Raw genomic sequence first — 23,390 nt, forward strand, 5'->3', positions numbered from 1 at the left:
GAGCTAACTGATACTAATTGCCCGTGAGGCTTAACCATACAACACCCAAGGGGTTTTTCTTCTCAAAAGAGAAGAGACGGACTCTACAAACGCTTGAATGAGTGTGAGAACAACTAGTTAGATTTTCCCAGATTGCTATTTATTGCCATAAGGCGATAAATAAACCGAATTTGCTTGGCGACCATAGCGTTATGGACCCACCTGATCCCTTGCCGAACTCAGTAGTGAAACGTAATAGCGCCGATGGTAGTGTGGGGTCTCCCCATGTGAGAGTAGGACATCGCCAGGCTTCAAATTCGTTTTCATCTTTTTAAGAAAAAGATGAAAGCAAAAAAATTAGATATTCGTTTTGAACTACGAATATCGGATAAAACGAAAGTTTTATCTCCGTGTGGAGCGGTAGTTCAGTTGGTTAGAATACCGGCCTGTCACGCCGGGGGTCGCGGGTTCGAGTCCCGTCCGCTCCGCCATTCATTTAAGAAACCTGAATCGAAAGATTCAGGTTTTTTTTTCGTTGTTATAAAAGTAAGATGATGCTGAATAGACACTGCGGAGTGGTAGTTCAGTTGACCAATAATGTTCCCGACATTATTTGGCATTTTCTCCATCCATGGAGATCACTTTTTATTAGGAAGCTAGCGGCCTGACACGCAGGGGGGCGCGCTGATGTTCGGTATTGCGAGTCCCGTCCGCTTCACATTCATTTAAGAAACCTGAATCGAAAGATTCAGGTTTTTTTTCGTTGTTATAAAAGTAAGATGATGCTGAATAGACACTGCGGAGTGGTAGTTCAGCTGACCAATAATGTTCCCGACATTATTTGGCATTATCTCCATCGATGGAGATCACTTTTTATTGGGAAGCTTAGCGGCCTGTCACGACTATTGTTTGATGGAAAATGGACGCGCGATGCTCTGGTTGTAATGTTAGCTATGGCAAGTCCCATCCACTTCATATTATTGAAGATACTAGAATCGAAAGATGAGCAACTAAGCAAGAAATTAAAATGACAGTCTAAATAAAATAGCTTTTGAGTTTATATAGTCCAAAAGCTGTACAAACTAAACATTTCTTTATTATCAATAAGATAAACATTGCCTATGGTTGTACCAATGATAACTAAAAAAGGTGGTGTGTTTTTTGGTGATTATTAATAAAAAAGCTGTACGTTATTTATTGTTGTGAGCTGTGGAATAACCTCTCGGTTTTGATATCACAGTGCTAGAATAAGTTTTTGATCTAACCGCTAGTATATAAAGGATAAGTAATGAGCAGTTTGAATAATGATAATAATCATGCTGAAAGTGATCAGTTAACTGAAATTGCTATTGCTTATTATCAAGAAGGTGCAACTCAGGAAGAAATATCACAACGGTTTGGCATGTCTCGTGCCAAAATCGGTCGTTTACTTCGCCGCGCCCGCGATGAAGGTGTGGTTGAAATCACAGTTAAATATCACCCCGTATTCAGTGAAAAATTAGAACAACAGTTAATTGAACGCTTTAATCTAAAACGGGCCTTGATTGCGTTAGATCAGCCAGATGATGAATCTCAACGTCAACAAGTGGCGAGCCTTGTTTCAAGCTATCTGGCTGCAACATTATCAGATGATATGGTGGTTGCGGTTGGTCAAGGGCGTAATATTGCCTCAATTGCCAATCATGTTGGCGTAGTGCCACAGCGTAACTGTCGTTTTGTGTGTGGTATTGGTGGTACTCACCGTTCAGGTAATGCGATTAATGCTGATCATATTTGCCGCCAGCTGGCCAAAAAATATGACGGTATTAGTGAGACACTTTATGCGCCTGCATATGTTGAAGACATCATTGTGAAAGAAGCATTCATGAAAAATGGCACTGTGAAAGAAACCTTAGATCGTGCGCGTCGTGCTGATGTGGCATTAGTCGGTGTTGGCGATATGAATGAAAATAGTCATATGGTTAAACTGGGTTGGTTCACGCCGCAAGAAATTGTTGAAGCTCGAATTCGTAAAGGAGTGGTGGGTGATATTGCGGGCTATGATTTTTTTGATAGTCAGGGCAAGCAAGCAGATACCATGATGAGCGATCGTGTTATCGGTCTAACCATGAATGAACTGCGTCATATTCCGACAGTGGTGGTGACGGCGGCCGAAAACAGTAAAGCATTAGCCTTATTAGGCGCACTTCGATCTGGGGTGGTTGATGTGTTGGCAACCAGTGTTAGTAATGCATTAACGATTTTAAATCTTGATCAACAGATGAAATAGAGGGTTATTTAGGCACTTGTTCTATAAAAGAAACCGCTATCTTGGTATTGGTTAGATAGCGGTTGCAGAACATACCTTAAGCGAATAAAATACAGCTTCAAAATAAAGGAAGAACGTCGTATCCGGTGATGCGTCCGGATTTCAAATCCGGGTAGGGCTGCCAGCAGTCCTGGGTAGGTTCGACTCCTATGTTCTTCCGCCACTTCTTTATTTTTGTTACTGCAATAAATCCTGATCTTTTAACTCACGATAATTAAACTTACGTTTAGTAAAACCAATCTTGTCAAAATATTCTAATAATTGAATTGCAACTTTACGCCCGAGTTGACTAATATTTCTAAATTCAGCCGTTTCTAATTTTTGCTCTTGGGCAATATGTTGACGCACTTGTGTGGCCATTTGCACTAGATAATCATGGCTAACATAACGATCTTTAACAATCGCGGCAACGTAGCTTAATTGCGCCAATTTATAGCTTAATTTACGAATGTCGTTTTCATCCGCGCTAATTTCAGCCGCAAGATCACGTATCCACCAAGGTTGAGGGTTAGTAACCATCAGTTGTTCTATTTGCTGCCAGTATTGTTGCTCAGTTGGCGTTAGCTGTAATGTATGCTCAGCTAAGTGTAACCAACCACGAGTATTAGCTAATCGCTGTTGATTAAGCAATTGGTTGATAACAGCGTTAAAGATCTCGGCTGGCTGATTCAATGCTGCCATTCGATATAATCGCTCTTTACCGACGCCAAGGTTATCTTGCGCTTGCTGATGATAGTGTTCTAGCGTGGTGATAATCTGTTGCTGTAATGCCTGTTGATAGCTGTTATAGCAAAGGAAATCACCATATTGATTGATGGCTTCATTTGCTGCTAATAATTGACTAATAACAGCAGTATTACACTGGTGCTGTTCAATTAATTGTTGGCGTGATTGTGGTGCATGTTGCAGCTTAAATTGAATGATCTCATTGAGCGTATTGAGATGAGCACGTTGATGAAGGTACTCAAGCCGCTGTGGTTTGCGTTTGCCACGATTTGGTGGCAGTAGATCAATTACAATTGCGCTGCCAAGATTGACTTTTTGAGCAGGATCGCGGACTAATAAGCGATCTTGTTCGGTTAAACACAATGGTGTATCAAGGCTGATTTCAGCCAGAGCGCTGCCAGTTGCGATTAATTGCTGATCTTCTAATAATGCAATACGACCTGTGGTATGGGTAGCTGCATGGAAAACCTGCACATTTTGCCAATGTTTAATCAGTTGGTTGGCGGTTAATTTAACCGTGATCCGTTTGATTATAGTTGTTGGTGCTGTCTGTAATAACCAATCACCACGGGTTAAACTTGCCTTATCAATATCACCGCTAATATTAAGCGCTACTCGTTGATTGGCTGTTGCACATTCTGCGGATTTCCCCTGCGCATGAATGGTTTTTATACGTACAACCTGAGGCTGGCAATGGCCTTTTTTAAGGTTGCTATGACTGACTAAACACAAGCTATCACCAACATTAATCTGACCGTTGATAGCGGTTCCCGTTACCACTAAGCCAGAGCCTTTAACGTGAAAAGCGCGGTCAATCGCTAGTTTAAAATTAAGGCGATCATCGTGATGTTGCTCGCTATTAGCCAGCTCAATGAGGTGTTGCTTGAGTTCGTCAATACCTTGATGGGTGATGGCTGAACAATGAAAAATAGTGCTGTGGGTAAAGCCATATTGAAGCAATAACTGGCTTATTTTAGTTTCAAGTTGCTGTTGTTGCTCAGTGGTAGTGAGATCGGATTTAGTGATCACCACCGTTAGGCTATCCATGGCTAATAAGCGCAGAATCGTCAAATGTTCATGGCTTTGCGGCATCATGCCTTCATCGCCTGCCACAATCAGCATTGCATGATGAGCGGTGCCTACGCCTGCGAGCATGTTGGAGAGAAATTTTTCATGGCCTGGAACATCAATAAAACCTAATGTTTGTTGCTGATTAGATGTTATTGATTGATAAGCCATAAACGCATAGCCTAAATCAATTGTAAGCCCGCGTTGTTGCTCTTCTGGCAGTCGATCGGCATTGATCCCAGTCAGGGCGTGTAACAGTTTGGTTTTACCATGATCGACATGGCCAGCTGTAGCAATAATCATAGGGTTACTCTAAAGCGTTATTGAGCCAGAGGCAGTAAGAAAGGGTTGAAACCACTGCGATAAAATTCCATTTCCCCCAGTTTCTGATCTAGCACTATGGTGGCTAAATCATCTGCAATCGGATCTAACTGTGGGTTCTTTTCTAGTACCAACATCTTTAAATAACTTTGACAATGACTACAGGTTTCAGCGCGAACACTATCTTCTAGTGTTTCACTTTGAAGTTGAATATTTTCACCATCGCCACATTGAGTACATTCAGCGCGTAGGCGATGCCATTGTGCTTCACATTGGCTGCAATGTAAGTAACGATGACCACTACCTTGAATTAAACTTGCCGCAGGTGCACCGCCACAAAGAGGACAATGTGATTGCTTTGCATTGGCTTCAGGTTGCCACTCTAACTGAGTGTTAGTCACAATTAAGCTCATTAAGGTATTGATACAGCTCCAAAGGATAATCGCAATATCAGCAGGTACACGTTCAGCTTGGTTTTGCTGCAGAGCATGAAAATAATGTTGCAAGGTTTGCTGATTAATCTGGCTAATATTGTCGATAACGTTGACGATATCATCACTAACAACAGGCCGTAGCGCCGAGGTTAATTGGGTTAACATTGGATCTAAAATAGCTTGCCAGCTACCATCAATTTCAAGCGGCCATGTTAATGTTTGGGCTGCTAACTGTTGCTGTACAGCACCATTAAAGGTGTCAACTAAATGCAATTGTTGTTGGACGATCTGTCCGGCTAATAACAGGTAATCTGCCATAAAAGAATCTGGTGCCAACTGACGTAAACGTGCTGCGCGGGCATGAAAAATGGTGGCAGGATCACCAATAATTAGCGGACGAAAGCCGTCACTTTTTTGTTTAATAATGGTGTCTTTATCTAAAATGTTAACGCTCATGTAGGTATCCAATTATAAGAATACCAACCCCAGTAAACCGAGATTGGTATAGAAATAAAGAACCAATAAATAGCAAGGTTTATTGGTTCTTGAGCTGTGTTATTAGTGTTGGTCTTTGTTGCTTGATAGCGAACGGAACCAGCGAGGGTGATGTTTCTTGGCCCACGCAGGAGAAACCTTACCTTCTAACATGCCATCAATTGAGCCTTTTACCCAATACGCCATATAGGCATGGATAATTAAGCTTAAGGCAAAAACTAGCGCAGTAATTGAGTGTACAATTAATGCAATACGAACCACATCAATGCTGAAGTAGGCTGAAAAGTAAGCGCGCCATGCAATCAGACCTGTTACCAGTAGCAATACACCACCGGCAATAAACTGACGTAAGATCATTTTCTGACCAGCATTGTATTGACCAGCCTCTGGTACGTTTTCTTCGTTCTCAGTTAAAACATCTTTAACTTTTAACATCCACTGGAGATCACCTTTTTCAAAATGGTTATGGCTCCAGTAACGGATCACTAAGAAAAACAGCCCAACTGTCATCACAATCGCACCAAATGGATGCAAAATACGCGCAAGTTGTGGCGTGCCATAGACATAGCTAAGGAAGTGCAGCGGTGCAAACATAAAAGATAGACCAGACAATAATGTCCAGATACCTGTTAATGCCACAGTCCAATGCACTACGCGATCTAAAGGCTTATGACGTAAAATCGTTTTGTTTAAACTCATTTTTCATCTCCTTCATCTTCAGCCACGCGACTACGGCCAACCGTTACGCGGTGAATAGCAGCAAGGGCTAACGTACCCACTAAACCTGCTGCGGCGAGTGGTTTGAGATCATCTTTCCATAGCTTCACGGTTGCGCTGATTTTAGGATCTTTAGGCAGATCATAACGCTCAGGATCAGTAATATCGTGCAGTACGTAAATGACGTGTGTACCACCAACGCCTTGTGGGTTATAGATGCCGGCTTTTTTATGGCCTTTTGCTTGCAGTGCAGCAACACGTTGATTGGCATACTCAAGAATTTCTTCACGAGAACCAAAGCGTAGTGCACCTGTTGGACAGGTTTTAGCACATGACGGCACTTGACCTGCCTGAAGGCGATCAAGACACAACGTACACTTATAAACACGGTTATCGACTGGGTTCATACGCGGAATATCAAATGGACAGCCCGCGATACAGTAACCGCAGCCAACACATTTTTCCGAGTTGAAATCGACTACACCGTTTTCATATTGCACGATAGCATCAGGTTCTGGGCAGGCTTTTAAGCAGCCAGGATCAGAACAGTGCATGCAGCTATGTTTGCTAAATAGCCACTTGAATTTATTATCTTCTTCAATTTCTTTGAAGTGGATAGTGGTCCAAGTTTCAGCGGTCGTATTAGGCGGATTTTGGTAAGAACCTTCAAAGGTGCCTACTTTACCGCGTAAGTTATTCCACTCACTACACGCATCCATACAGCCTTTACAGCCCGTACAGCAGGTGACATCAATTAACTTTGTTACCTGAATTTGACGCTCACGCGCATCAGGAGATGGAGTAATCGACGATGTAGCAGAACTACGAATAATATTCTGTGATTCCATACCCATGGCTTACTTCACCTTCTCTACGTTAACCAAAAATGCCTTATATTCAGGCGTTTGTGAGTTAGCGTCACCGACACATGGCGATAACGTATTCGCAAGGTAACCCGGCTTAGTATCGCCTTCGTAGCCCCAGTGAATAGGAATACCAACAGTGTGAACCGCTTGACCGTTAACATGCAGTGGCGTAATACGCTTAGACACATAAGCTTTAGCTTCAATAGAGCCACGCTTAGAGGTTACACGCACCATGTCAGCATTGTTGATGCCACGCTCTTTCGCTAAACCTTCGCCAATTTCTACAAATTGTTCAGGTTGTAATACCGCGTTGAAATGAGAGTGACTTGTCCAGGTATGGAAGTGCTCTGTTAGGCGGTAAGTGGTACCCACGAATGGGAAATTCTCTTTAGTGCCTAGTTGCGCTGCATCATCTTTGAACAAACGTGCCGCTGGATTAGAAACCACATTTTTATGTAATGGGTTAGTACCAATCGGTGTTTCAAATGGTTCGTAGTGTTCAGGGAACGGACCCTCAGCCATTTTATCAAGTGCAAACAGACGACCTACGCCTTCAGGTTGCATGATAAATGGACCGGCATTGCTAGATGGCGGCAATGTAGCATTAAAGTCAGGTACATCAGGACCAACCCACTTGTTACCATTCCATTCAACTAAAGTACGTGTTTTATCCCATGGGCTACCGTCAGGATGCGTTGATGCACGGTTGTACAAAACACGACGGTTTGCAGGCCAAGACCATGCCCAGTTTGGCGCTAAACCTAGACCAGAAGGATCGCTGTTATCACGACGAGCAGTTTGGTTACCCGCTTCAGTCCAACTACCTGCGTATAACCAACACGCGGCATTGGTTGAACCATCGGCTTTTAGTTGGCTAAAGCTTGATAGTTGGTGGCCGTTAGCGTCTTTGCCGTTTAGCTCTTGTGCTAATTCTTTGGTGTTTGGCTCAGCAGGGATCGCGTAGTTCCAATCAAGCGCTAAGATAGGATCTGGGTATGTACCGCCATTTTGTTGGTACATTTCGCGCATCTTCAAGAAGATACCCGCTAGAATCTCAGCATCACCTTTGGCTTCTCCTGGCATATCTGCTGCTTTCCAGTGCCATTGTAGCCAGCGCGCTGAACTTACAATGGTGCCATCTTCTTCAGCAAAACAGGCACAAGGTAAACGGAATACTTCAGTATCAATACTTGCAGTATCAACTTCATTGACGTTAGGTTTATTTTGCCAGAACGTCGAAGTTTCTGTTGCCAGTGGATCAACAACCACTAAGTATTTCAGTTTAGATAAAGCATCTAAGGTTTTTTGCTTGTTTGACATTGAAGCAACAGGGTTGAAACCTTGGCAAATATAGCCATTCATTTCGCCTTTGTTCATCATTTCAAACACGCGCAACATGTCGTAGCCTTGATCCCATTTCGGCATCATGTCGTAGCCAAAGTTATTCTCAGCTGTGGCATTTTTGCCGTAGAAAGACTTCAGTAATGACACGAAGAATGCTGGATAATGCTGCCAGTAGTTAGTTTGATCTGCTTCAAGTGCCACTGGTGTGTGGTGCTTAAGGTGAGCAGCTAAATCGACATCTTTATCAGATGGCAGTTTTAGGTAACCTGGTAAACTTTGTGCTAGCAAGCCAAGGTCAGTAATACCTTGAATGTTAGAGTGGCCACGTAGAGCGTTAACACCGCCGCCAGCCATACCCATATTACCAAGTAGTAACTGGATCATTGCCATACAACGAATATTTTCAGCGCCTTTAGAGTGCTGAGTCCAGCCAGTCGCGTACAAAATAGTCGCAACACGGTTATTCGCAGCAGTGCTACCTAGTGCTTTACAAACACGTTCAAACATATCAATCGGCGTACCGGTGATATTAGCAACAACGTCAGGTGTATAGCGAGATACGTGATCTTTAAGTAGATTCCATACACAACGAGGATGCTGCAGTGATTCATCTTTTAGCGCATAACCTTGGTCATCCAGTTGATAGAACCAAGAGCTACGATCATATTGACGTTTATCAGCGTCATAGCCAGAGAACAGACCATCGTGGAACGCGTAATCATCACGTACGATAAAGCTCGCGTTAGTATACGCTTTGACATATTCGTGATTGACTTGACTGCTTGCGATTAGGTAGCGAATAGCACCTAGTAAGAAAGCAATATCAGCACCAGAACGGATCGGTGCATAGTGATCAGCAACAGCTGCTGTACGCGTGAAACGTGGATCAACCACAATGATTTCAGCGTTTCGAGTTTTTTGAGCTTCAATCGCCCAGCGGAAACCTACAGGGTGTGCTTCTGCTGCGTTTCCGCCCATAACGAGGATCAAGTCGGCATTTTTAATGTCGACCCAGTTGTTGGTCATCGCGCCGCGGCCAAATGTTGGAGCAAGACTTGCTACCGTTGGGCCGTGTCAAATACGCGCTTGAGTGTCTACAGGAACCATACCCAAACCGCGGGCAAATTTCTGAGTTAACCAACCATTTTCATTACTTTCCGCTGAGGCACAAAGCATGCCTGTTGTTAGCCAGCGGTTAACGGTGGTGCCTTCATCATTGGTTTTTACCAAGTTAGCATCACGGTCTTGTTTCATTAGTTTAGCAATACGGCTAAATGCTTCGTCCCATGTTAGACGTTGCCATTTATCTGAACCTGGAGCGCGGTATTCTGGGTATTTCAAACGTTGTTCGCTGTTAACAAAACCAGCTAGGCCCGCACCTTTAGGACATAATGCACCACGGCTTACTGGATGATCAGGATCACCCTCAACGTGGAATACTTTTTGTTTAATATTTCCGCCTGTAGCACCTGTGCTATACAGTAATGTGCCACAGCCAACTGAACAATAAGAACAGGTATTACGTGTTTCTTTTGCTGCGGTTAATTTGAAGTCACGAGCTTGTGCCCACGCTTTTTGCGGAATTGTGGCAAGCGAAGCAATTGTAGTTGTAGCTACAGCTCCCGCGCACAATTTAAATAATTGACGTCTACTTATATTCAATCTCAAAAGACCTTATTAGAAATAAAGAAGAGGGTGAAATTCACGGGATTATTATATGGGTGAATATAAAGTCGTCAAATTTTGCTATTAAGTAACAAACGATATCAAACAAGGTAATAAATTAAACAATGTAAATAACTATTTATATATAATTAATAAATAATGAAGATTAATGATGGTAGGATAATGACTCAAATCAAAAATAGGATTTATTATGATGTAGTAATAATCATTACTACTTATATTAATTGTTGTTTTATTTCATTTGTTCATGTTCTGTTTTTAATGGAAAATATATTTATATAATCTACTGAGAGCATTTATTTTAATGGCAATGAAAAACTAAGCCATAAATATAAATGGATTCTTTGATCTTATTGAACAAGTTGAAGTAAGTAAATGACGACCTTGATATGTAACTAAAATATATTGTTACTAACTTTTTCAATGGGTTACGTTTTGTTTTTGTTTTTTGTTTGATAATAGAGTAAATTTAAGTTGAAACTAAAATGATAACTCAATCTTGGTGTTAGACGATAAAGTAGACTCCAATGCCTGCAAAATATTATAATTTACTGAAATCTTAGGTGTCATATTTGGAATTGTTGGTGATTATTAAATAGCCGATATTAAGCATGTTTATTTCCCAACATTAACGAGTTTTATAAAATAATGCTAATGTTAATTTTAAAAAGTAAAATTTTACCATTAAATAAATAAGCTAATAACTGATATTGATATTTTTTGGGTTGGTGTTTTTTATCATTATTTAAAAACATCAACCATGTAAATTGTTATTAAAAAAATGAACACATAGTATTTTAACTGATAATTACAACACTTAATGATATTTTTTGAAAGCTTAATTTTGCATCGTCAAACGGTTGCGTTACTATTAACGCTACCAATGATAAAAAGGAAGAATAAAGTGTTAAGGAAGATAGTTACTGGCTTAATGCTTGTGTGCATGAGTCAAACTGCGGTAGCGACGCCGTGGGAAAAAGTGAAACAACCTACGAGTGGCGATTCAAGCTCAATTGGCTCATATGCTAATGGTTGTCTTGCCGGTGGTGAAAACTTACCGTTACAAGGTGATGGTTACCAAGTGATACGCTCTGAACGTGGTCGTTATTTTGGCCACAGTGAAATGATTGTTTTTTTACAGCAATTGATGAAGCAATCACAGCAATTAAAAATTGGTAATGTGCTGGTGGGTGATATTGCAATGCCACGTGGTGGACGTTTCTCGTCAGGCCATGCGAGCCACCAAACAGGATTAGATGCCGATATTTGGTTACGTATCCCTGAAAAACCATTATCACAGCAAGCGTTAAAAACGGTGTCTGCGCTGCCAATGGTTGATGTGAAAAATTACCAGATCATTGAAAAGAACTGGAGCAGTAAGCAAGCACAATTAATTCAATTAGCTGCTAGTGATGATCGAGTCGCACGAATCTTTGTGCATCCAGTGATTAAACAACAGCTATGTAAAACCGAATGGAAACAGCGTGACTGGTTGAGTAAAGTGCGACCTTGGTTTGGTCATTATTACCATTTTCACGTTCGTTTACATTGCCCTGAGGGAAGTACTACTTGTGAGCCGCAAACACCACCGCCAGCAGGTGATGGTTGTGGTAAAGAGCTTGCTTCATGGTCGCCAACGTATAAAGCACCGGTAACCACTAAACCGATTACCAATGTAAAGCCGAAACCTAAACCGAAAAAAGTATTGCCGCCGATGTGTAATATCGTATTGAAAAGCTAATCTTTGCTAGGTGCTAGGTGCTAGGTGCTAGGTGCTACTGGTTGATAAATAAAACAAAAAAGCGCCGCCCAGTTAACTGAGCGGCGCTTTTTTTATACGGTTTATTATTGAATAACTAAGCTAGGCCTTGCAGAGTGACAAACTTTTCAAGCAGTTCATCATCTGATTCAATTCGCTCAGGATCAGTAATAATGCAATTGGTAATAGGACAAACTGACTGGCAGGTTGGCTTATCATAGTGCCCTTTACATTCTGTGCAGCGTTCAGGGTCGATTTCGTAAAATTCATCGCCCATGGTGATTGCCTCATTGGGGCATTCAGGATCACACATATCACAGTTAATGCATTTAGTTGTAATGAGCAGTGCCATAGTGCTTATTTACCGTCTTTTTTAGGTGCGTGTGGGTTACGAGTATCTTCACCGTTACTTAAATTACGCATTAATAGACCAAAATCGAGATCCATATCTGATGGCATAGGAATAAACACAAAGTGGCCATTACCTTTTGCATCATCAATCACTTCTGATTTACGGTTTTCCATCGTTTCAAGTTTGAAAATAACGTTACCTTGCGGTGTCATTACTTCAAGGCTATCGCCAACAATGAACTTGTTTTTTACTTCAACTTCAGCAAGATCACCACGGCGTACGCCTGTGAATTCACCTACAAATTGCTGCGTATCTGAAATTGAGTAACCGTAGTCATAATTCTGGTAAGCATCATGAGTGTGGCGACGAAGGAAACCTTCAGTATAGCCACGGTGCGCTAAGCTTTCTAATGTACCCAGTAATGAATCATCAAATGGCTTGCCCGCAACCGCATCATCAATCGCTTTACGGTAAACTTGCGCAGTACGTGCACAGTAATAGAATGACTTAGTACGACCTTCAATTTTTAATGAATGCACACCCATTTTAGTTAAGCGCTCAACATGCTGTACTGCACGAAGATCTTTAGAGTTCATGATGTAAGTACCATGCTCATCTTCAAACGCTGCCATTTTTTCTTCTGGGCGGTGAGATTCACTTAGCAATACCACATCATCAATTGGCTTACCAAGACCAAGTGTATTTTCTGGGCGCTGTTCAATTTCTTGAATTTGAATCGCATCTTGTGTTTCAACGATTTGACCAGCGTCGTTCTCAACCGCTTTTTCTACTTTGTATTCCCAGCGACATGAGTTAGTGCATGTACCTTGGTTTGGATCGCGTTTGTTGATGTAGCCAGATAACAAACAACGGCCAGAATATGCCATGCAAAGTGCGCCGTGAACAAAGATTTCTAGTTCAGTATCAGGGCAATGCTCACGAATTTCTTCAATTTCTTCTAGTGATAGCTCACGAGACAGAATTACACGCTCAACGCCTTGGCTAGCCCAGAATTTAACGGTTGCCCAGTTAACTGCGTTAGCTTGTACTGAAAGGTGAATTACTACTTCAGGAAATGCTTCACGAACCATCATGATTAAACCAGGATCTGACATGATAAGTGCGTCAGGGCCCATATCAACAATTGGCTTTAAATCACGAATAAAAGTTTTAAGCTTTGAGTTATGCGGTTGAATATTACAAACCACATACAGCTTTTTACCTTGTGCGTGCGCTTCATCGATACCAATTTTCAGGTTATCAAGATTGAATTCATTGTTACGAACACGAAGGCTGTAACGAGGTTGGCCTGCATAGACAGCATCAGCACCATAGGCAAAGGCGTAACGCATGTTTTTAAGGCTACCGGCTGGAGATAGTAATTCTGGTTTAAACATTGTTCAGTTCTCTTTAGATGTCTGATTCCAAATCAGCCTATAACACCTAGTGCTATAGGGAGGAGGCGAGATTCTACGTTTTTCATTCTCACATTGCCAATTTTCTTAAAAATTATCACTAATGAAAAATCAGCATTATTGCAAATGAGGGTATATATTCAATTGGCGCAATTCAGTTGAGTTAGATATAGGTGCATTAAAATACATACTTATTATGCATTTAATACAGGGTTTATATTTTAGGGCACTATAGCGTTTATAGGCACAATATTGTCGCTAACAAGTGGCAGTACACATTAAGAAGGTAGTTATGATTGGTCATGATATTAGTGGGTTAGTGATCCACGTGTTTTCAACCTTTGGGAATATGATCTGGCAAATATTTTGGCCGTTGGCGTTTGGCTTAATATTATCATCATGGATCCGCAACTTAATACCGGTTTCAAGTGTGGTTAAACACCTTGGTAAAACAACCCCTGTAAGCCTTGGTTTCACGACTTTTTTAGGGATGGTGTCGTCATCGTGTTCTTATGCTGCGGCGTCGTTATCTCATACTCTCTTAGTAAAAAAATCCACTGTTGCTAATGCAATGGCATTTTTGGTTTCAAGCACCAACTTGATTGTTGAAATGTTCATTGTTTTAGTTGCATTAATGGGCTGGACATTTTTATGGGGTGAAGTGATTGGTGGTTTGATTTTAATTGCTACGGTTGGATTTTTATTTAGTCGCTTTTTTCCAAAAGATGTTGAACAAGAGTTGCGTCAGCACTTAGAGGATGCGCAGCCACAAAAAGCAAGTTGCGGCATGGACATGTCTAAGATGAAGTCTAACGACAGTGACTGCGGCATGGACATGTCAAAGATGAAGTCTGACGATCACTCTGCGATGAAGATGGATATGGCAGCTAAGCCTCAATCGCCACTGATGGAAAAAATCACTAAATCTGCAGGTTTCTTCCAAATGGACATTGCCATGATTGGTAAAGAAATTCTAATTGGGGTAGTGGTTTCTTCAATTTTAATCGCGTTAATGCCGCAAGAGGGATGGCGTGCATTATTTATCAGCAATGATGCCGGCTTACCTGTGTGGTTACATTCGTTTTTAGATGTGATTATTGGTATTTTTGTAGCAATGATTGCTTATGTATGTTCTGTCGGTAATCTTATTTTAGCCGCAGCGTTATGGCATGGTGGAATTTCATTTGGTGGTGTAATTGGCTTTATTCTATCGGATGTTTTAACCATTCCGATGATCCGTGTTTATCAGAAATACTACGGTAAGCGTCCTGCTAAATGGATGGTTGGATTGTTATTTGTAGCGATTTTATTTACAGGTTTATGTGTTGATGCAATCTTCAATGGCTTTGGTTGGGTAACCAGCGATCAAACCGTACGTGCATTAAATCAATCAGGTTTTGGCTTTAATATGACCACAGTGATGAACTTGATCTTTATTCCTGCTTCTATTTGGTATTACTACCTTGGTAAAAAAGCCAATGCTGGCATGGGGATGAGCATGTAAAAAAATCAGCAAGTAAATAAAAAGCCGTGCAGCGCTTTGTCGTTAAAACGAGAGTGCATCACGGCTTTTATTGTGAGTACTCGATATTGTTTAAATAAAAGGGATTAGCCTTTATTTTCTAAACCACCGATAACATCAAACAGGTTTGGTAACAAGGCAGAGAACTCACCACCCATTAGCGATAGATCTGCATCAATACGCTGAGCCATATCTTCACGATCGATATCTTCATTTTGATCTTTGATTTCATCTGAGAATTTAAGACGCTTAACACTCAAGTCGTCTGCCAGAATGAAATCGATACGATCTTGCCAATTAAGCGCCAGTTTAGTAACAACTTTATTAGCTTCAATGTGAGCTAAAATTTCATCACAGTTTAAATCTTGCTGCTTACAACGGATCACGCCACCGTCTTCTTCAACAGCTTTAAACTCAGCTTCTTCACCAATGGTAAAACCTTGTGGTGATTGATTGCTACGTACCCATTCAGTCAGAGTTAATGCCAATGGTTTTTCAGATACCACAGGCACGACAGGTAGACTGCCGATAGATTTACGTAATAATGCTAATACATCTTCAGCTTTTTTGTAGCTCCCAGCATCAACAACAATGTAGCCTAATTTAGGCATGATTAATGCGTAAGTTTGATGCTGACGACTGAACGCGCGAGGTAATAAATCCATCACGATTTCATCTTTTAAGGTGTCTTTCTCAGTCTTTTTCAGTTTACGACCAAGATCTTTTTCCTGCATTTCAACTTTGTTGTTCAATGATTCTTTGATCACTGACGCTGGCAGCATTTTTTCTTCTTTGCGAGCGCAAATTAAAATGTTGTCACCTGAAACATGGGTAAACATATCGCCATGCTTACCCAGTGCGTGTGCCCAACCAAACTTTTGAATGTCTTGGCTACCACACGGAGTAAAGCGGAATTCTTCCAGCTGTTTTTCTATTTGGTCTGCATTTAAGTCAATCTCACGCGTAAAACGGTAAGTCAGTATATTTTTAAACCACATCATGCTAGTCACGCTTCCTAGGGTAAACAGTTGGGGGAGTATCTTAACCTAACCATTGCAAATTACTAAGTGACGTTTGTGATTGAGGTAGCAGATAGCGTAATTACTAGATATTTGGTTTAAATATCGATTTAAGCCGCTTAGAGATCATTAATCGAGAAACAGTAAACATGCCACTGATGGTTTTTTGGTGTAAACGGAAAATAGTATCGTAAACGCGGCGAATTAGCAGACCATGTAATACAAATTGGCTCTCCATTTTTGAACCGGGAGCAAAAGATCCAACCGCAAAATAGTGCCCAACTGCAACCACCATTCCGCCATCTTTAAAGATAAAATCAGTGAGCGGTTTACCATGCAAAAAACCACCTAAACTTTTGGCTAAATGCTCTGCCGCTCGGTTCGCCGCCTGTGCTTTAGGGGGAACAAAACTGCCATCGGGTTGTGGAATAGCGGCGCAATCACCAAGGGCAAAAATACAGTCATCAACGGTTGTGGTTAAATCCATATTCACTTCAATTTGATTGATACGGTTATAAGCCAAGCCGCCAATACCATTGAGCCAATCAGGGGCTTTAATACCAGCGGCCCAAAATTGCACATCGGCATCAAGAGTACGATCATCACTGGTGATCATGCCTTTAGCGGTGACTTCGCTAATGCGTGTTTGAAGTAATACATTAATGTTATTTTTCTCGAGCTCTTGTTGCACTTTACGCGACATTTTTTCAGGGCTATTGGGTAATACGCGATCAGCGGCTTCAATTAAATTAATTGTTAGCTGTGTACCATTATAACGTTGAAGTTTTCTACTGACTCTTTCAAGTTCTGCTGCTAGTTCAACTCCCGTAGCACCTGCTCCGACAATATTAACAGTGCGAGCATCGCCAGCTCGTAGGACAAAACTCATTTGATGCCATGCTTGGCGCGCTTGATTGGCTGAATCTAAAAAGATGCAATGATCTTGAGCGCCTGGAGTATTAAAGTCATTACTTACAGCACCAATGGCGATAATTAAATAATCATAATCGAGTTCATAGTTAATGTTATCGGCACTACCACAGACAGAAATGGTTTTATTATTGCGATTGATATCAGTCATAGATGCTTGGTAGTGCTGGTATCCATGGCGCGCGCCGTGAGTGAAATAACACACAGTATCAAGATCACTATCAAAAGTGCCTGCTGCTATCTCATGTAAGCGTGGCTTCCAGAAGTGGTGAGTTTCTGGTTCAACTAAAATGATACTATCTTCTTTTGTTGTTGTTTTATTTAGTAATGTAGATAGCTCAATACCTGCAGCCCCACCCCCAACAATAACGATCCGTGACATATAAACACCTCAAGTTATTATGAGTCCGTTCATAATGGATTAGTTATCACTATCGATATCTCAATAAAGTAAAAGTGGTATTTAGATTGAAATTAATTTAGCAGAGACATGAAATGATAAATTTAAAATTATTATTCAGTCTAGGTTGAATTTTAATATTATGTGGGGATTTTTATTGGTGGTTATTACGTTTTTAGGGGAAGTTATTAATTTACAAGGATTGGCGGGCACCAATCCTTGCGCTTAAAAGGATTATTCATACTTTGTAGAATAAGTTTCTTGATAAGTATGTGAGTAAAGCTCAAATAAGTTACCAAATGGGTCTTCTAAATAAACCATTTGTGAGGTGTTGTTTTCATCTTCAGGATGGTAACGCATGATATCCATACGAACTTTACCACCATATTGTTCAGTTCGAGCAATAACGCCATGAAAATCATCAGTTTGAAGACAGAAGTGGAAAATACCAATGCGAGAGAAATCAACCTCATGACGCTGTTGACGGTTTTTCATTTCAAACAATTCAAAACCGATACCATCTTGAGTTAATAAATGGGCAATATTGAAACCTTCAAAGCCTTCACCAAAGACAGCAATACACATTCTACCAATTGCGGTTTCACGCTCTTCTGTCACTTTGGTATTACCCATAACCACATCAAGACCAAGCGCTTTGGTATAAAACTCAACTGCGGTATCCATATCGCCAACCATGATGCCTACGTGATTCATTTTCATAATTTACCTTTGATGCTGATTAGTCAGTAGTTATGTTTCGTTGGAGTAATACTATGCGACATTTTAAATAATATAAAATTATCAATTTTTATTAAAATAATAACGTTTTGTTATGATTACAGGAAGTTAACCATCAAATCTCTGTGTAGTTACTGGTTGACACGGTACAATCTGATGATTATTTCTGGCTTGGTAGTGTTATTCCTATTATGAAAATTATCCATACATCTGATTGGCATCTTGGTCATCAATTACATGGCTATAGTCGTGCAACTGAACATCAAGCATTTTTAGACTGGCTTGCTGATACACTTGAGCAGCAACAAGCGGATGCTTTATTAGTGGCGGGTGATATTTTTGATACTGCCAATCCTGCCGCCAGTGCATGGGAAATGTTATATCGATTCTTAGCCCGACTAGCTAAAACCTTGCCTAACCTTGATGTGGTAATGATCGGTGGTAACCACGATTCACCAAGCAAGCTCGATGCGCCGCAAGCATTATTGAAAGCCTTTGATTTGCACTTAGTTGGCGGTATTCATCGCTTAGCTAATGGCGAGTTAGATTGCGATAGGATGTTAGTGCCATTAACCAATGCTGCAGGAGAACAAGCAGCATGGGTGTTGGCGGTACCATTTTTACGTAGCGCTGATTTACGCACTGAAAACTTAACTGAAACCGATGATCGATTGATTAAAGGGGTTGAAGTGTTATATGCCGAAATGACAGCCGCAGCCCGTGAACGTAAACAGCCGCAGCAAGCGTTAATCGGCATGGGTCATGCGTATATGGCGTCAGGGCAGATATCTGAAATGTCAGAACGACGAGTGTTAGGCGGTAATCAACATGCATTACCTGCGACTATTTTTGCCGATGATGTCAGCTATGTTGCCCTTGGTCATTTGCATTTAGCTCAGAAAGTTGCCAAGCAAGAACATGTGCGTTATTGCGGCTCCCCGATTCCGTTATCAATGGCAGAGCGTAATTACAGCCATCAAATCGTAGTGGTTGAATTAGACGGCACTGAAGTTACCAAGATAGAGTCAGTCACCATTCCGCGCAGTGTTGATATGCTAAAAGTTCCCGCTAAAGCAGCCCCATTAGATGAGGTGTTAGTGGCACTTAAAGCTTTGGCTGATGATGAATTGCCACGTGAGCAACAACCGTTTTTGGAAGTCCACGTCTTACTTGATAAACCACAAGCTTTGCTGCGTGAAAAAGTGTTGCAAGCCTTAGAAGGAAAATCAGTACGGTTAGCCAAAATTACTCCCCATTATAAGCATGATGAACAGCAACACAGTTTGCAGCATCAACGTTTATCAGAGGTGTCACCACAGCAAGTATTTTCCCTTAGTTGGGCTAAAAAATACGCCGGTGAGCCTGACGCTGAAATGAGCGCCGCCTTTGAAAGTTTATTAGCGCAAGTTGAAGAACAACAATAATAATAGGGAGTAATACCATGAGAATTCTTGCACTGCGCGGTGAAAATTTAGCCAGTCTACAAACCAAATTTGAGATTGATTTTGCTGGTGGCCGCTTAGCGGATGCGGGCTTATTTGCGATCACAGGTAAAACTGGCGCGGGTAAATCAACCTTACTCGATGCGATTTGTTTAGCGTTATATGATCGTATTCCACGGCTGCAATCAAATAAAAAAAATGATGCCGAAATTGGACGCGATAGCGATGAGAATCGCATTAAAGCCAATGATGTTCGCAGTATATTATCGCGCGGTAAAGCCGATGGTTTTGCCGAAGTCGATTTTATTGCTAATGATGGCTCGCAGTGGCGTAGCCATTGGCAAGTGCGTCGTGCGCGTGGTCGTGCGGAAGGCAAAATGCAAGCGGCAGAGCAATGGCTTGAAAACCTAGAAACAGGGCAGCGTTTTGCAGGTAAAAAGCAAGAGTTACAAGCTGAAATTGAACGCTTAATTGGGCTTAGTTTTGATCAGTTTCGACGTGCTGTGATGTTACCTCAAGGTGAATTTGCTGCCTTTTTAAAAGCGGGTGCCGATGAGCGTGCAACTTTATTAGAGCGCATGACTGGCGGTGAGATCTACGGTCGATTATCGATTGCTGCCCATGAACGTGCCAAAGATGAAAAATTAAAACTGACTCAGTTACAAGCTAAGTTAGGTGACATTGCATTGTTAACCGATGAAGAGCAGCAATTGTTAACTAACCAATTGGCGACGACACGTGAGCAAGTTAATCGTCAACAACAACAGCTAGAGCAATTAAAATACCATCAAGATGTGATCGTTAATGCAGCCAAACTTACTCAACGCAGTGCTGAAAGTGAGCAGCAGTTATCGCAAGCTAAGCAGGCGCAACAGTTGGCTGAGCCGCGTTATGTACAACTTCAAAAATATGAACAAGCATTGCCTGCACGTGGTGATTTCACGTTATTAGCACAAGCTAAACAGCAAGTGAACAAATGGCAACAAACGCTGCAAGCGACAATCACAGAGCTAACGGCTAAGCAGCACCAGCAGGTCGTATTGCAAGATAATGTTCAGCAAGGCCAACAGCAATTGACGCAAAAACAGCAAGCGTTAACCGAGCTTGAGCCAAAACTAAAGCAAGCGGCAAGTATTGAACAACAACGCGCAGGTCTACAGCAGCAAAGTGTTGAGTTGCAACAGCAATTAGCAGAGTTAAATAACCAGTTAACGGCGCAACGGCAGCAATTGGCGAGTCAGCAGCAACAGCAACAGCTCGCTCAATCTCAGCAACAACAAGTGCAGGCGGCATTGGCGCAAACCCAAGCAGTAAAAGCGTTAGCAGAACAGCAAAATGCGATCAAAGATAACCTAAACCAGTTTCAACACGCACAAAGCCAAATTGAGCAGTTGCAGACAGAGATTAAGCAGCGTCAAACCGCATTAGCGACCATTACTCAGCAGCAGACGAAGCTTGATCAACAGCTCTCTGCTTTGGATCAGCGTCAGCAGCAATTAACCCAGCAAACCGCAGCCCACGATCTAACGGTATTAGAGCAATGCCAAGATCAACAGCGCCAACACTATGGCGCTTATCAGCAATTAAGTGGCTTACTCAAAGAGAGTTTATTTGGGCTTGATAAATGGCATGGAGTACTACAACAGCGGGATAAATTCCAGCTGCAACTGCAAGGATTAGTCTCTCATATTGCCAGTTGTGAGCAACGCTTAACGGCATTAACGCCTCAATTATTGCAATTGAATGCGCAGCACAAAGAAGTTGAGTTACAGCTTAACCAAAGCCGAGCAGTAATGAATTTAACTGATTATCGTGCGCAGTTAATTGACGGCGAACCGTGTCCATTATGTGGTTCGGAACAGCATCCTTATCAGCAGCATAACCCGCAAGTTGAAACCATTATTAGTCAGCAGCAACAGCGACTACAACAATTAGCGCAACAACTGCAAGATGCTCACGCGGAACAGCGACAGTTAACTCAATCTGTTGCTCAAGATAAGCAACGTCAAACTGAGCTTGAGCAAGATATTGTAGGCTTTAACAACAGTATTGAAACGCTAGTTAAGCAGCAACAATGCCAGTGGACAGATTTAATGGCGACCGATCTTAATAGCATTAGCTTGGCAGAGATTGTGTTAGCCACTGACAGCGATGTCGCCCAATTAGCACATTATCAAGCGAGCTGGTCACAAGCATTAGAAAATGCGGCAGCCCAAATGCAGCACATTAAAACCGAAGGTGAACAGCGCAAATTGTTGATTGAAAATGTTAAGCAACAGCAGCATCAGTTGCAGCAATTAAGCCAACAACAAGCTGAGCTTAAAGATCAATCTCATCTGTTAACCCAACAGCAAACGCAAGCGCAAGAACAGCTTAATGCCTTTAGTGCGCAAGTTAGCAGCCTGCAATATGTGGTCGACGAAAGACAACAGGCGTTAATGGCAATTTATGGCAATGACAGTTGGCTTACAGGGTTAGCACAGCAAGGTAAAGCGGGCTTTATTGCCGATTTAGAACGCCAAATTGAGCATTATCAAACCAATATTGAGCAACAACAACAGCTTGAAAAACAACTGATTGAGTTGGCTCCAGTGTTAGCAACCTTGACCAATAGCGTTCAACATGGAGATCAACAAGCCACTGATATTGGTGCGAAAGTCACGCGTCTGGTTGAAGAGCAGCAAGGATGTTGGCAACAGCGAATTGCACTCATTGGTGAAGCGCCGTTAGCAACCATTGAACGTGCAGCCAAAGTCGATGTTGAAGCGCAGCAACAACAATGCCAACAACTACAAACCCAATTAAACCAATTGGCCGAAGTGATCGCAGCTGACGTTGCTAAACAGCATCATGCGACCCAGCAGCTAGCCGAATTTGAAACGGCACAGCAACAGTTGCAACAACAGTGGCAAGCATGGCTACAAAAACTGGCGTTAACTGATGCTGAATTAACCGCGTTGTTAAGTCACGATGAAACATGGTTGCAACACCTGCGCAGTGAGTTAAAACAACTAGAACAAGCGGTAGCTCAAGGTGAGACCATTGTTAAAGAACGCCACCAAGCTCAAGTCGATTTTGAGCCAAGCGTTGAATTAGCTCAGCTGTGGTTTAGCGGCCATGAGATGAGCGATGACGTTGTAATGCAACAACAAATGTTAACGCAATGGCAGGCTGAAAAACTTCAACTAGATGATCAGGTGTTCCAATTACGCCAACGTTTAGAGCAAGGCGAGCAAGCACAGCAACAAGCGGGCGATCTTCGCAATGCTTTAGCCGCTCAACAAACTCAAACTGAGCTGTGGCTGCAAATGAATGAGTTAATTGGCTCGGCTACGGGGAATAAATTTAGAACCTTGGCGCAAGGCTTAACCCTGCAACAATTAGTGCTCGCTGCCAACGAACACCTGCAAGACTTAGCGCCGCGTTATGCGCTGCAACCAGTACCGGGAAGTCCATTAGCCTTGCAAGTTATCGATCATGATATGGGCGATGAAGTGCGCAGTGTCGAATCACTCTCCGGTGGCGAAAGTTTCTTGGTGTCATTGTCATTAGCACTGGCATTAGCTTCGCTGGCGGCAGATACTCGCCAATTAGGATCGCTATTTATTGATGAAGGATTTGGTACTCTCGATCCTGAAAGTTTAGAAATGGCATTAGCTTGTTTAGATGCGCTGCAAGCAGATGGACGTCAGATTGGCGTGATCTCGCATGTGGGCACATTAGTCGAGCGGATTGGAGTGCAAGTTGCAGTGGAGGCGATGGGGGGCGGTCGTAGTCAAATTGTCATTAAAGGGTAATAAGATTTACAGCAAGAGTTTGGCTAATTTTGTTGTAATATCAAATAATAAGCTTACTTTTTGCTGTTGTTA

15 protein-coding genes, 2 tRNA genes and 1 rRNA gene are annotated in these 23,390 nt (G+C 41.9%); 8 read left to right on the forward strand and 10 right to left on the reverse strand.

Annotation, left to right across the window (positions count from 1 at the left end; translation table 11 throughout):
* Positions 1–173: 173 nt before the first annotated feature.
* The 4 genes from rrf to G6R09_RS05480 all read left to right on the forward strand — a co-directional run bounded on the left by rrf (position 174) and on the right by G6R09_RS05480 (position 2,450).
* Positions 174–289: ribosomal RNA gene (gene rrf / locus G6R09_RS05465) — 5S ribosomal RNA — on the forward strand.
* Between the two features lie 104 nt (positions 290–393).
* Positions 394–470: transfer RNA gene (locus G6R09_RS05470), tRNA-Asp, on the forward strand.
* A 797-nt stretch (positions 471–1,267) separates the two neighbouring features.
* The gene (locus tag G6R09_RS05475; RefSeq protein WP_065167366.1) at positions 1,268–2,248 is read left to right on the forward strand and encodes a sugar-binding transcriptional regulator; all 981 of its coding nucleotides are present in this window, start codon (positions 1,268–1,270) and stop codon (positions 2,246–2,248) included.
* A 107-nt stretch (positions 2,249–2,355) separates the two neighbouring features.
* Positions 2,356–2,450 (forward strand) — tRNA-Sec (locus tag G6R09_RS05480).
* A 14-nt stretch (positions 2,451–2,464) separates the two neighbouring features.
* Here the strand turns inward: G6R09_RS05480 and selB are convergent.
* The 5 genes from selB to fdnG form a co-directional block, all read right to left on the reverse strand.
* Entirely contained in the window at positions 2,465–4,384 is a 1,920-nt protein-coding gene (gene selB / locus G6R09_RS05485) for a selenocysteine-specific translation elongation factor (protein WP_163921099.1), read from the reverse strand.
* A 17-nt stretch (positions 4,385–4,401) separates the two neighbouring features.
* Positions 4,402–5,292 (reverse strand): formate dehydrogenase accessory protein FdhE, encoded by an 891-nt coding sequence (locus G6R09_RS05490; RefSeq protein ID WP_163921102.1) that lies wholly within the window; start codon positions 5,290–5,292, stop codon positions 4,402–4,404.
* Between the two features lie 102 nt (positions 5,293–5,394).
* Positions 5,395–6,030 carry a formate dehydrogenase subunit gamma gene (locus G6R09_RS05495; protein ID WP_163921104.1) on the reverse strand — a complete coding sequence of 212 codons (636 nt, stop codon included), beginning with the start codon at positions 6,028–6,030 and terminating at the stop codon, positions 5,395–5,397.
* Complete coding sequence (gene fdxH, locus G6R09_RS05500; protein WP_065167370.1) at positions 6,027–6,902, reverse strand: formate dehydrogenase subunit beta; 876 nt, start codon at positions 6,900–6,902, stop codon at positions 6,027–6,029. Before fdxH ends, G6R09_RS05495 begins: the two co-directional genes overlap by 4 nt.
* A 3-nt stretch (positions 6,903–6,905) precedes the next feature.
* Entirely contained in the window at positions 6,906–9,920 is a 3,015-nt protein-coding gene (gene fdnG, locus G6R09_RS05505) for a formate dehydrogenase-N subunit alpha (protein ID WP_163921106.1), read from the reverse strand.
* Positions 9,921–10,848: 928 nt separating this feature from the next.
* Between fdnG and mepA the strand changes: the two genes are divergently transcribed.
* Complete coding sequence (gene mepA, locus G6R09_RS05510) at positions 10,849–11,685, forward strand: penicillin-insensitive murein endopeptidase (RefSeq protein ID WP_082955683.1); 837 nt, start codon at positions 10,849–10,851, stop codon at positions 11,683–11,685.
* Positions 11,686–11,800: 115 nt separating this feature from the next.
* On the opposite strand, the gene G6R09_RS05515 is transcribed toward mepA, so the two are convergent.
* Both G6R09_RS05515 and yegQ read right to left on the reverse strand, forming a co-directional pair.
* The gene (locus G6R09_RS05515; protein WP_065167374.1) at positions 11,801–12,055 is read right to left on the reverse strand and encodes a YfhL family 4Fe-4S dicluster ferredoxin; all 255 of its coding nucleotides are present in this window, start codon (positions 12,053–12,055) and stop codon (positions 11,801–11,803) included.
* 5 nt (positions 12,056–12,060) lie between these two features.
* Complete coding sequence (gene yegQ, locus G6R09_RS05520) at positions 12,061–13,452, reverse strand: tRNA 5-hydroxyuridine modification protein YegQ (RefSeq protein ID WP_163921107.1); 1,392 nt, start codon at positions 13,450–13,452, stop codon at positions 12,061–12,063.
* Between the two features lie 310 nt (positions 13,453–13,762).
* Between yegQ and G6R09_RS05525 the strand changes: the two genes are divergently transcribed.
* Complete coding sequence (locus tag G6R09_RS05525; protein WP_163921110.1) at positions 13,763–14,974, forward strand: permease; 1,212 nt, start codon at positions 13,763–13,765, stop codon at positions 14,972–14,974.
* 104 nt (positions 14,975–15,078) lie between these two features.
* Here the strand turns inward: G6R09_RS05525 and rdgC are convergent, their stop codons facing one another.
* The 3 genes from rdgC to G6R09_RS05540 form a co-directional block, all read right to left on the reverse strand.
* Complete coding sequence (gene rdgC / locus G6R09_RS05530; protein ID WP_205522992.1) at positions 15,079–15,990, reverse strand: recombination-associated protein RdgC; 912 nt, start codon at positions 15,988–15,990, stop codon at positions 15,079–15,081.
* A 106-nt stretch (positions 15,991–16,096) separates the two neighbouring features.
* Positions 16,097–17,323, reverse strand: coding sequence for an NAD(P)/FAD-dependent oxidoreductase (locus G6R09_RS05535; RefSeq protein ID WP_163921116.1), 1,227 nt, complete (start codon positions 17,321–17,323; stop codon positions 16,097–16,099).
* Positions 17,324–17,575: 252 nt separating this feature from the next.
* The gene (locus G6R09_RS05540) at positions 17,576–18,061 is read right to left on the reverse strand and encodes a VOC family protein (protein WP_163921119.1); all 486 of its coding nucleotides are present in this window, start codon (positions 18,059–18,061) and stop codon (positions 17,576–17,578) included.
* 209 nt (positions 18,062–18,270) lie between these two features.
* Between G6R09_RS05540 and G6R09_RS05545 the strand changes: the two genes are divergently transcribed.
* Complete coding sequence (locus tag G6R09_RS05545; protein ID WP_163921122.1) at positions 18,271–19,503, forward strand: exonuclease SbcCD subunit D C-terminal domain-containing protein; 1,233 nt, start codon at positions 18,271–18,273, stop codon at positions 19,501–19,503.
* Between the two features lie 17 nt (positions 19,504–19,520).
* The gene (locus G6R09_RS05550; RefSeq protein WP_163921125.1) at positions 19,521–23,318 is read left to right on the forward strand and encodes an AAA family ATPase; all 3,798 of its coding nucleotides are present in this window, start codon (positions 19,521–19,523) and stop codon (positions 23,316–23,318) included.
* Positions 23,319–23,390: the final 72 nt, after the last annotated feature.

Source organism: Photobacterium sp. Alg240-V54 (genome assembly GCF_900537155.1).
In the GTDB taxonomy this organism is placed as follows: domain Bacteria; phylum Pseudomonadota; class Gammaproteobacteria; order Enterobacterales; family Vibrionaceae; genus Photobacterium.

Coding starts and splice junctions, on each gene's coding strand:
- G6R09_RS05475 (WP_065167366.1), top strand. CDS start 1,268: ATGAGCAGTTTGAATAATGATAATAATCATGCTGAAAGTGATCAGTTA.
- selB (WP_163921099.1), bottom strand. CDS start 4,384: ATGATTATTGCTACAGCTGGCCATGTCGATCATGGTAAAACCAAACTG.
- G6R09_RS05490 (WP_163921102.1), bottom strand. CDS start 5,292: ATGAGCGTTAACATTTTAGATAAAGACACCATTATTAAACAAAAAAGT.
- G6R09_RS05495 (WP_163921104.1), bottom strand. CDS start 6,030: ATGAGTTTAAACAAAACGATTTTACGTCATAAGCCTTTAGATCGCGTA.
- fdxH (WP_065167370.1), bottom strand. CDS start 6,902: ATGGGTATGGAATCACAGAATATTATTCGTAGTTCTGCTACATCGTCG.
- G6R09_RS05515 (WP_065167374.1), bottom strand. CDS start 12,055: ATGGCACTGCTCATTACAACTAAATGCATTAACTGTGATATGTGTGAT.
- yegQ (WP_163921107.1), bottom strand. CDS start 13,452: ATGTTTAAACCAGAATTACTATCTCCAGCCGGTAGCCTTAAAAACATG.
- G6R09_RS05525 (WP_163921110.1), top strand. CDS start 13,763: ATGATTGGTCATGATATTAGTGGGTTAGTGATCCACGTGTTTTCAACC.
- rdgC (WP_205522992.1), bottom strand. CDS start 15,990: ATGTGGTTTAAAAATATACTGACTTACCGTTTTACGCGTGAGATTGAC.
- G6R09_RS05535 (WP_163921116.1), bottom strand. CDS start 17,323: ATGTCACGGATCGTTATTGTTGGGGGTGGGGCTGCAGGTATTGAGCTA.
- G6R09_RS05540 (WP_163921119.1), bottom strand. CDS start 18,061: ATGAAAATGAATCACGTAGGCATCATGGTTGGCGATATGGATACCGCA.
- G6R09_RS05545 (WP_163921122.1), top strand. CDS start 18,271: ATGAAAATTATCCATACATCTGATTGGCATCTTGGTCATCAATTACAT.
- G6R09_RS05550 (WP_163921125.1), top strand. CDS start 19,521: ATGAGAATTCTTGCACTGCGCGGTGAAAATTTAGCCAGTCTACAAACC.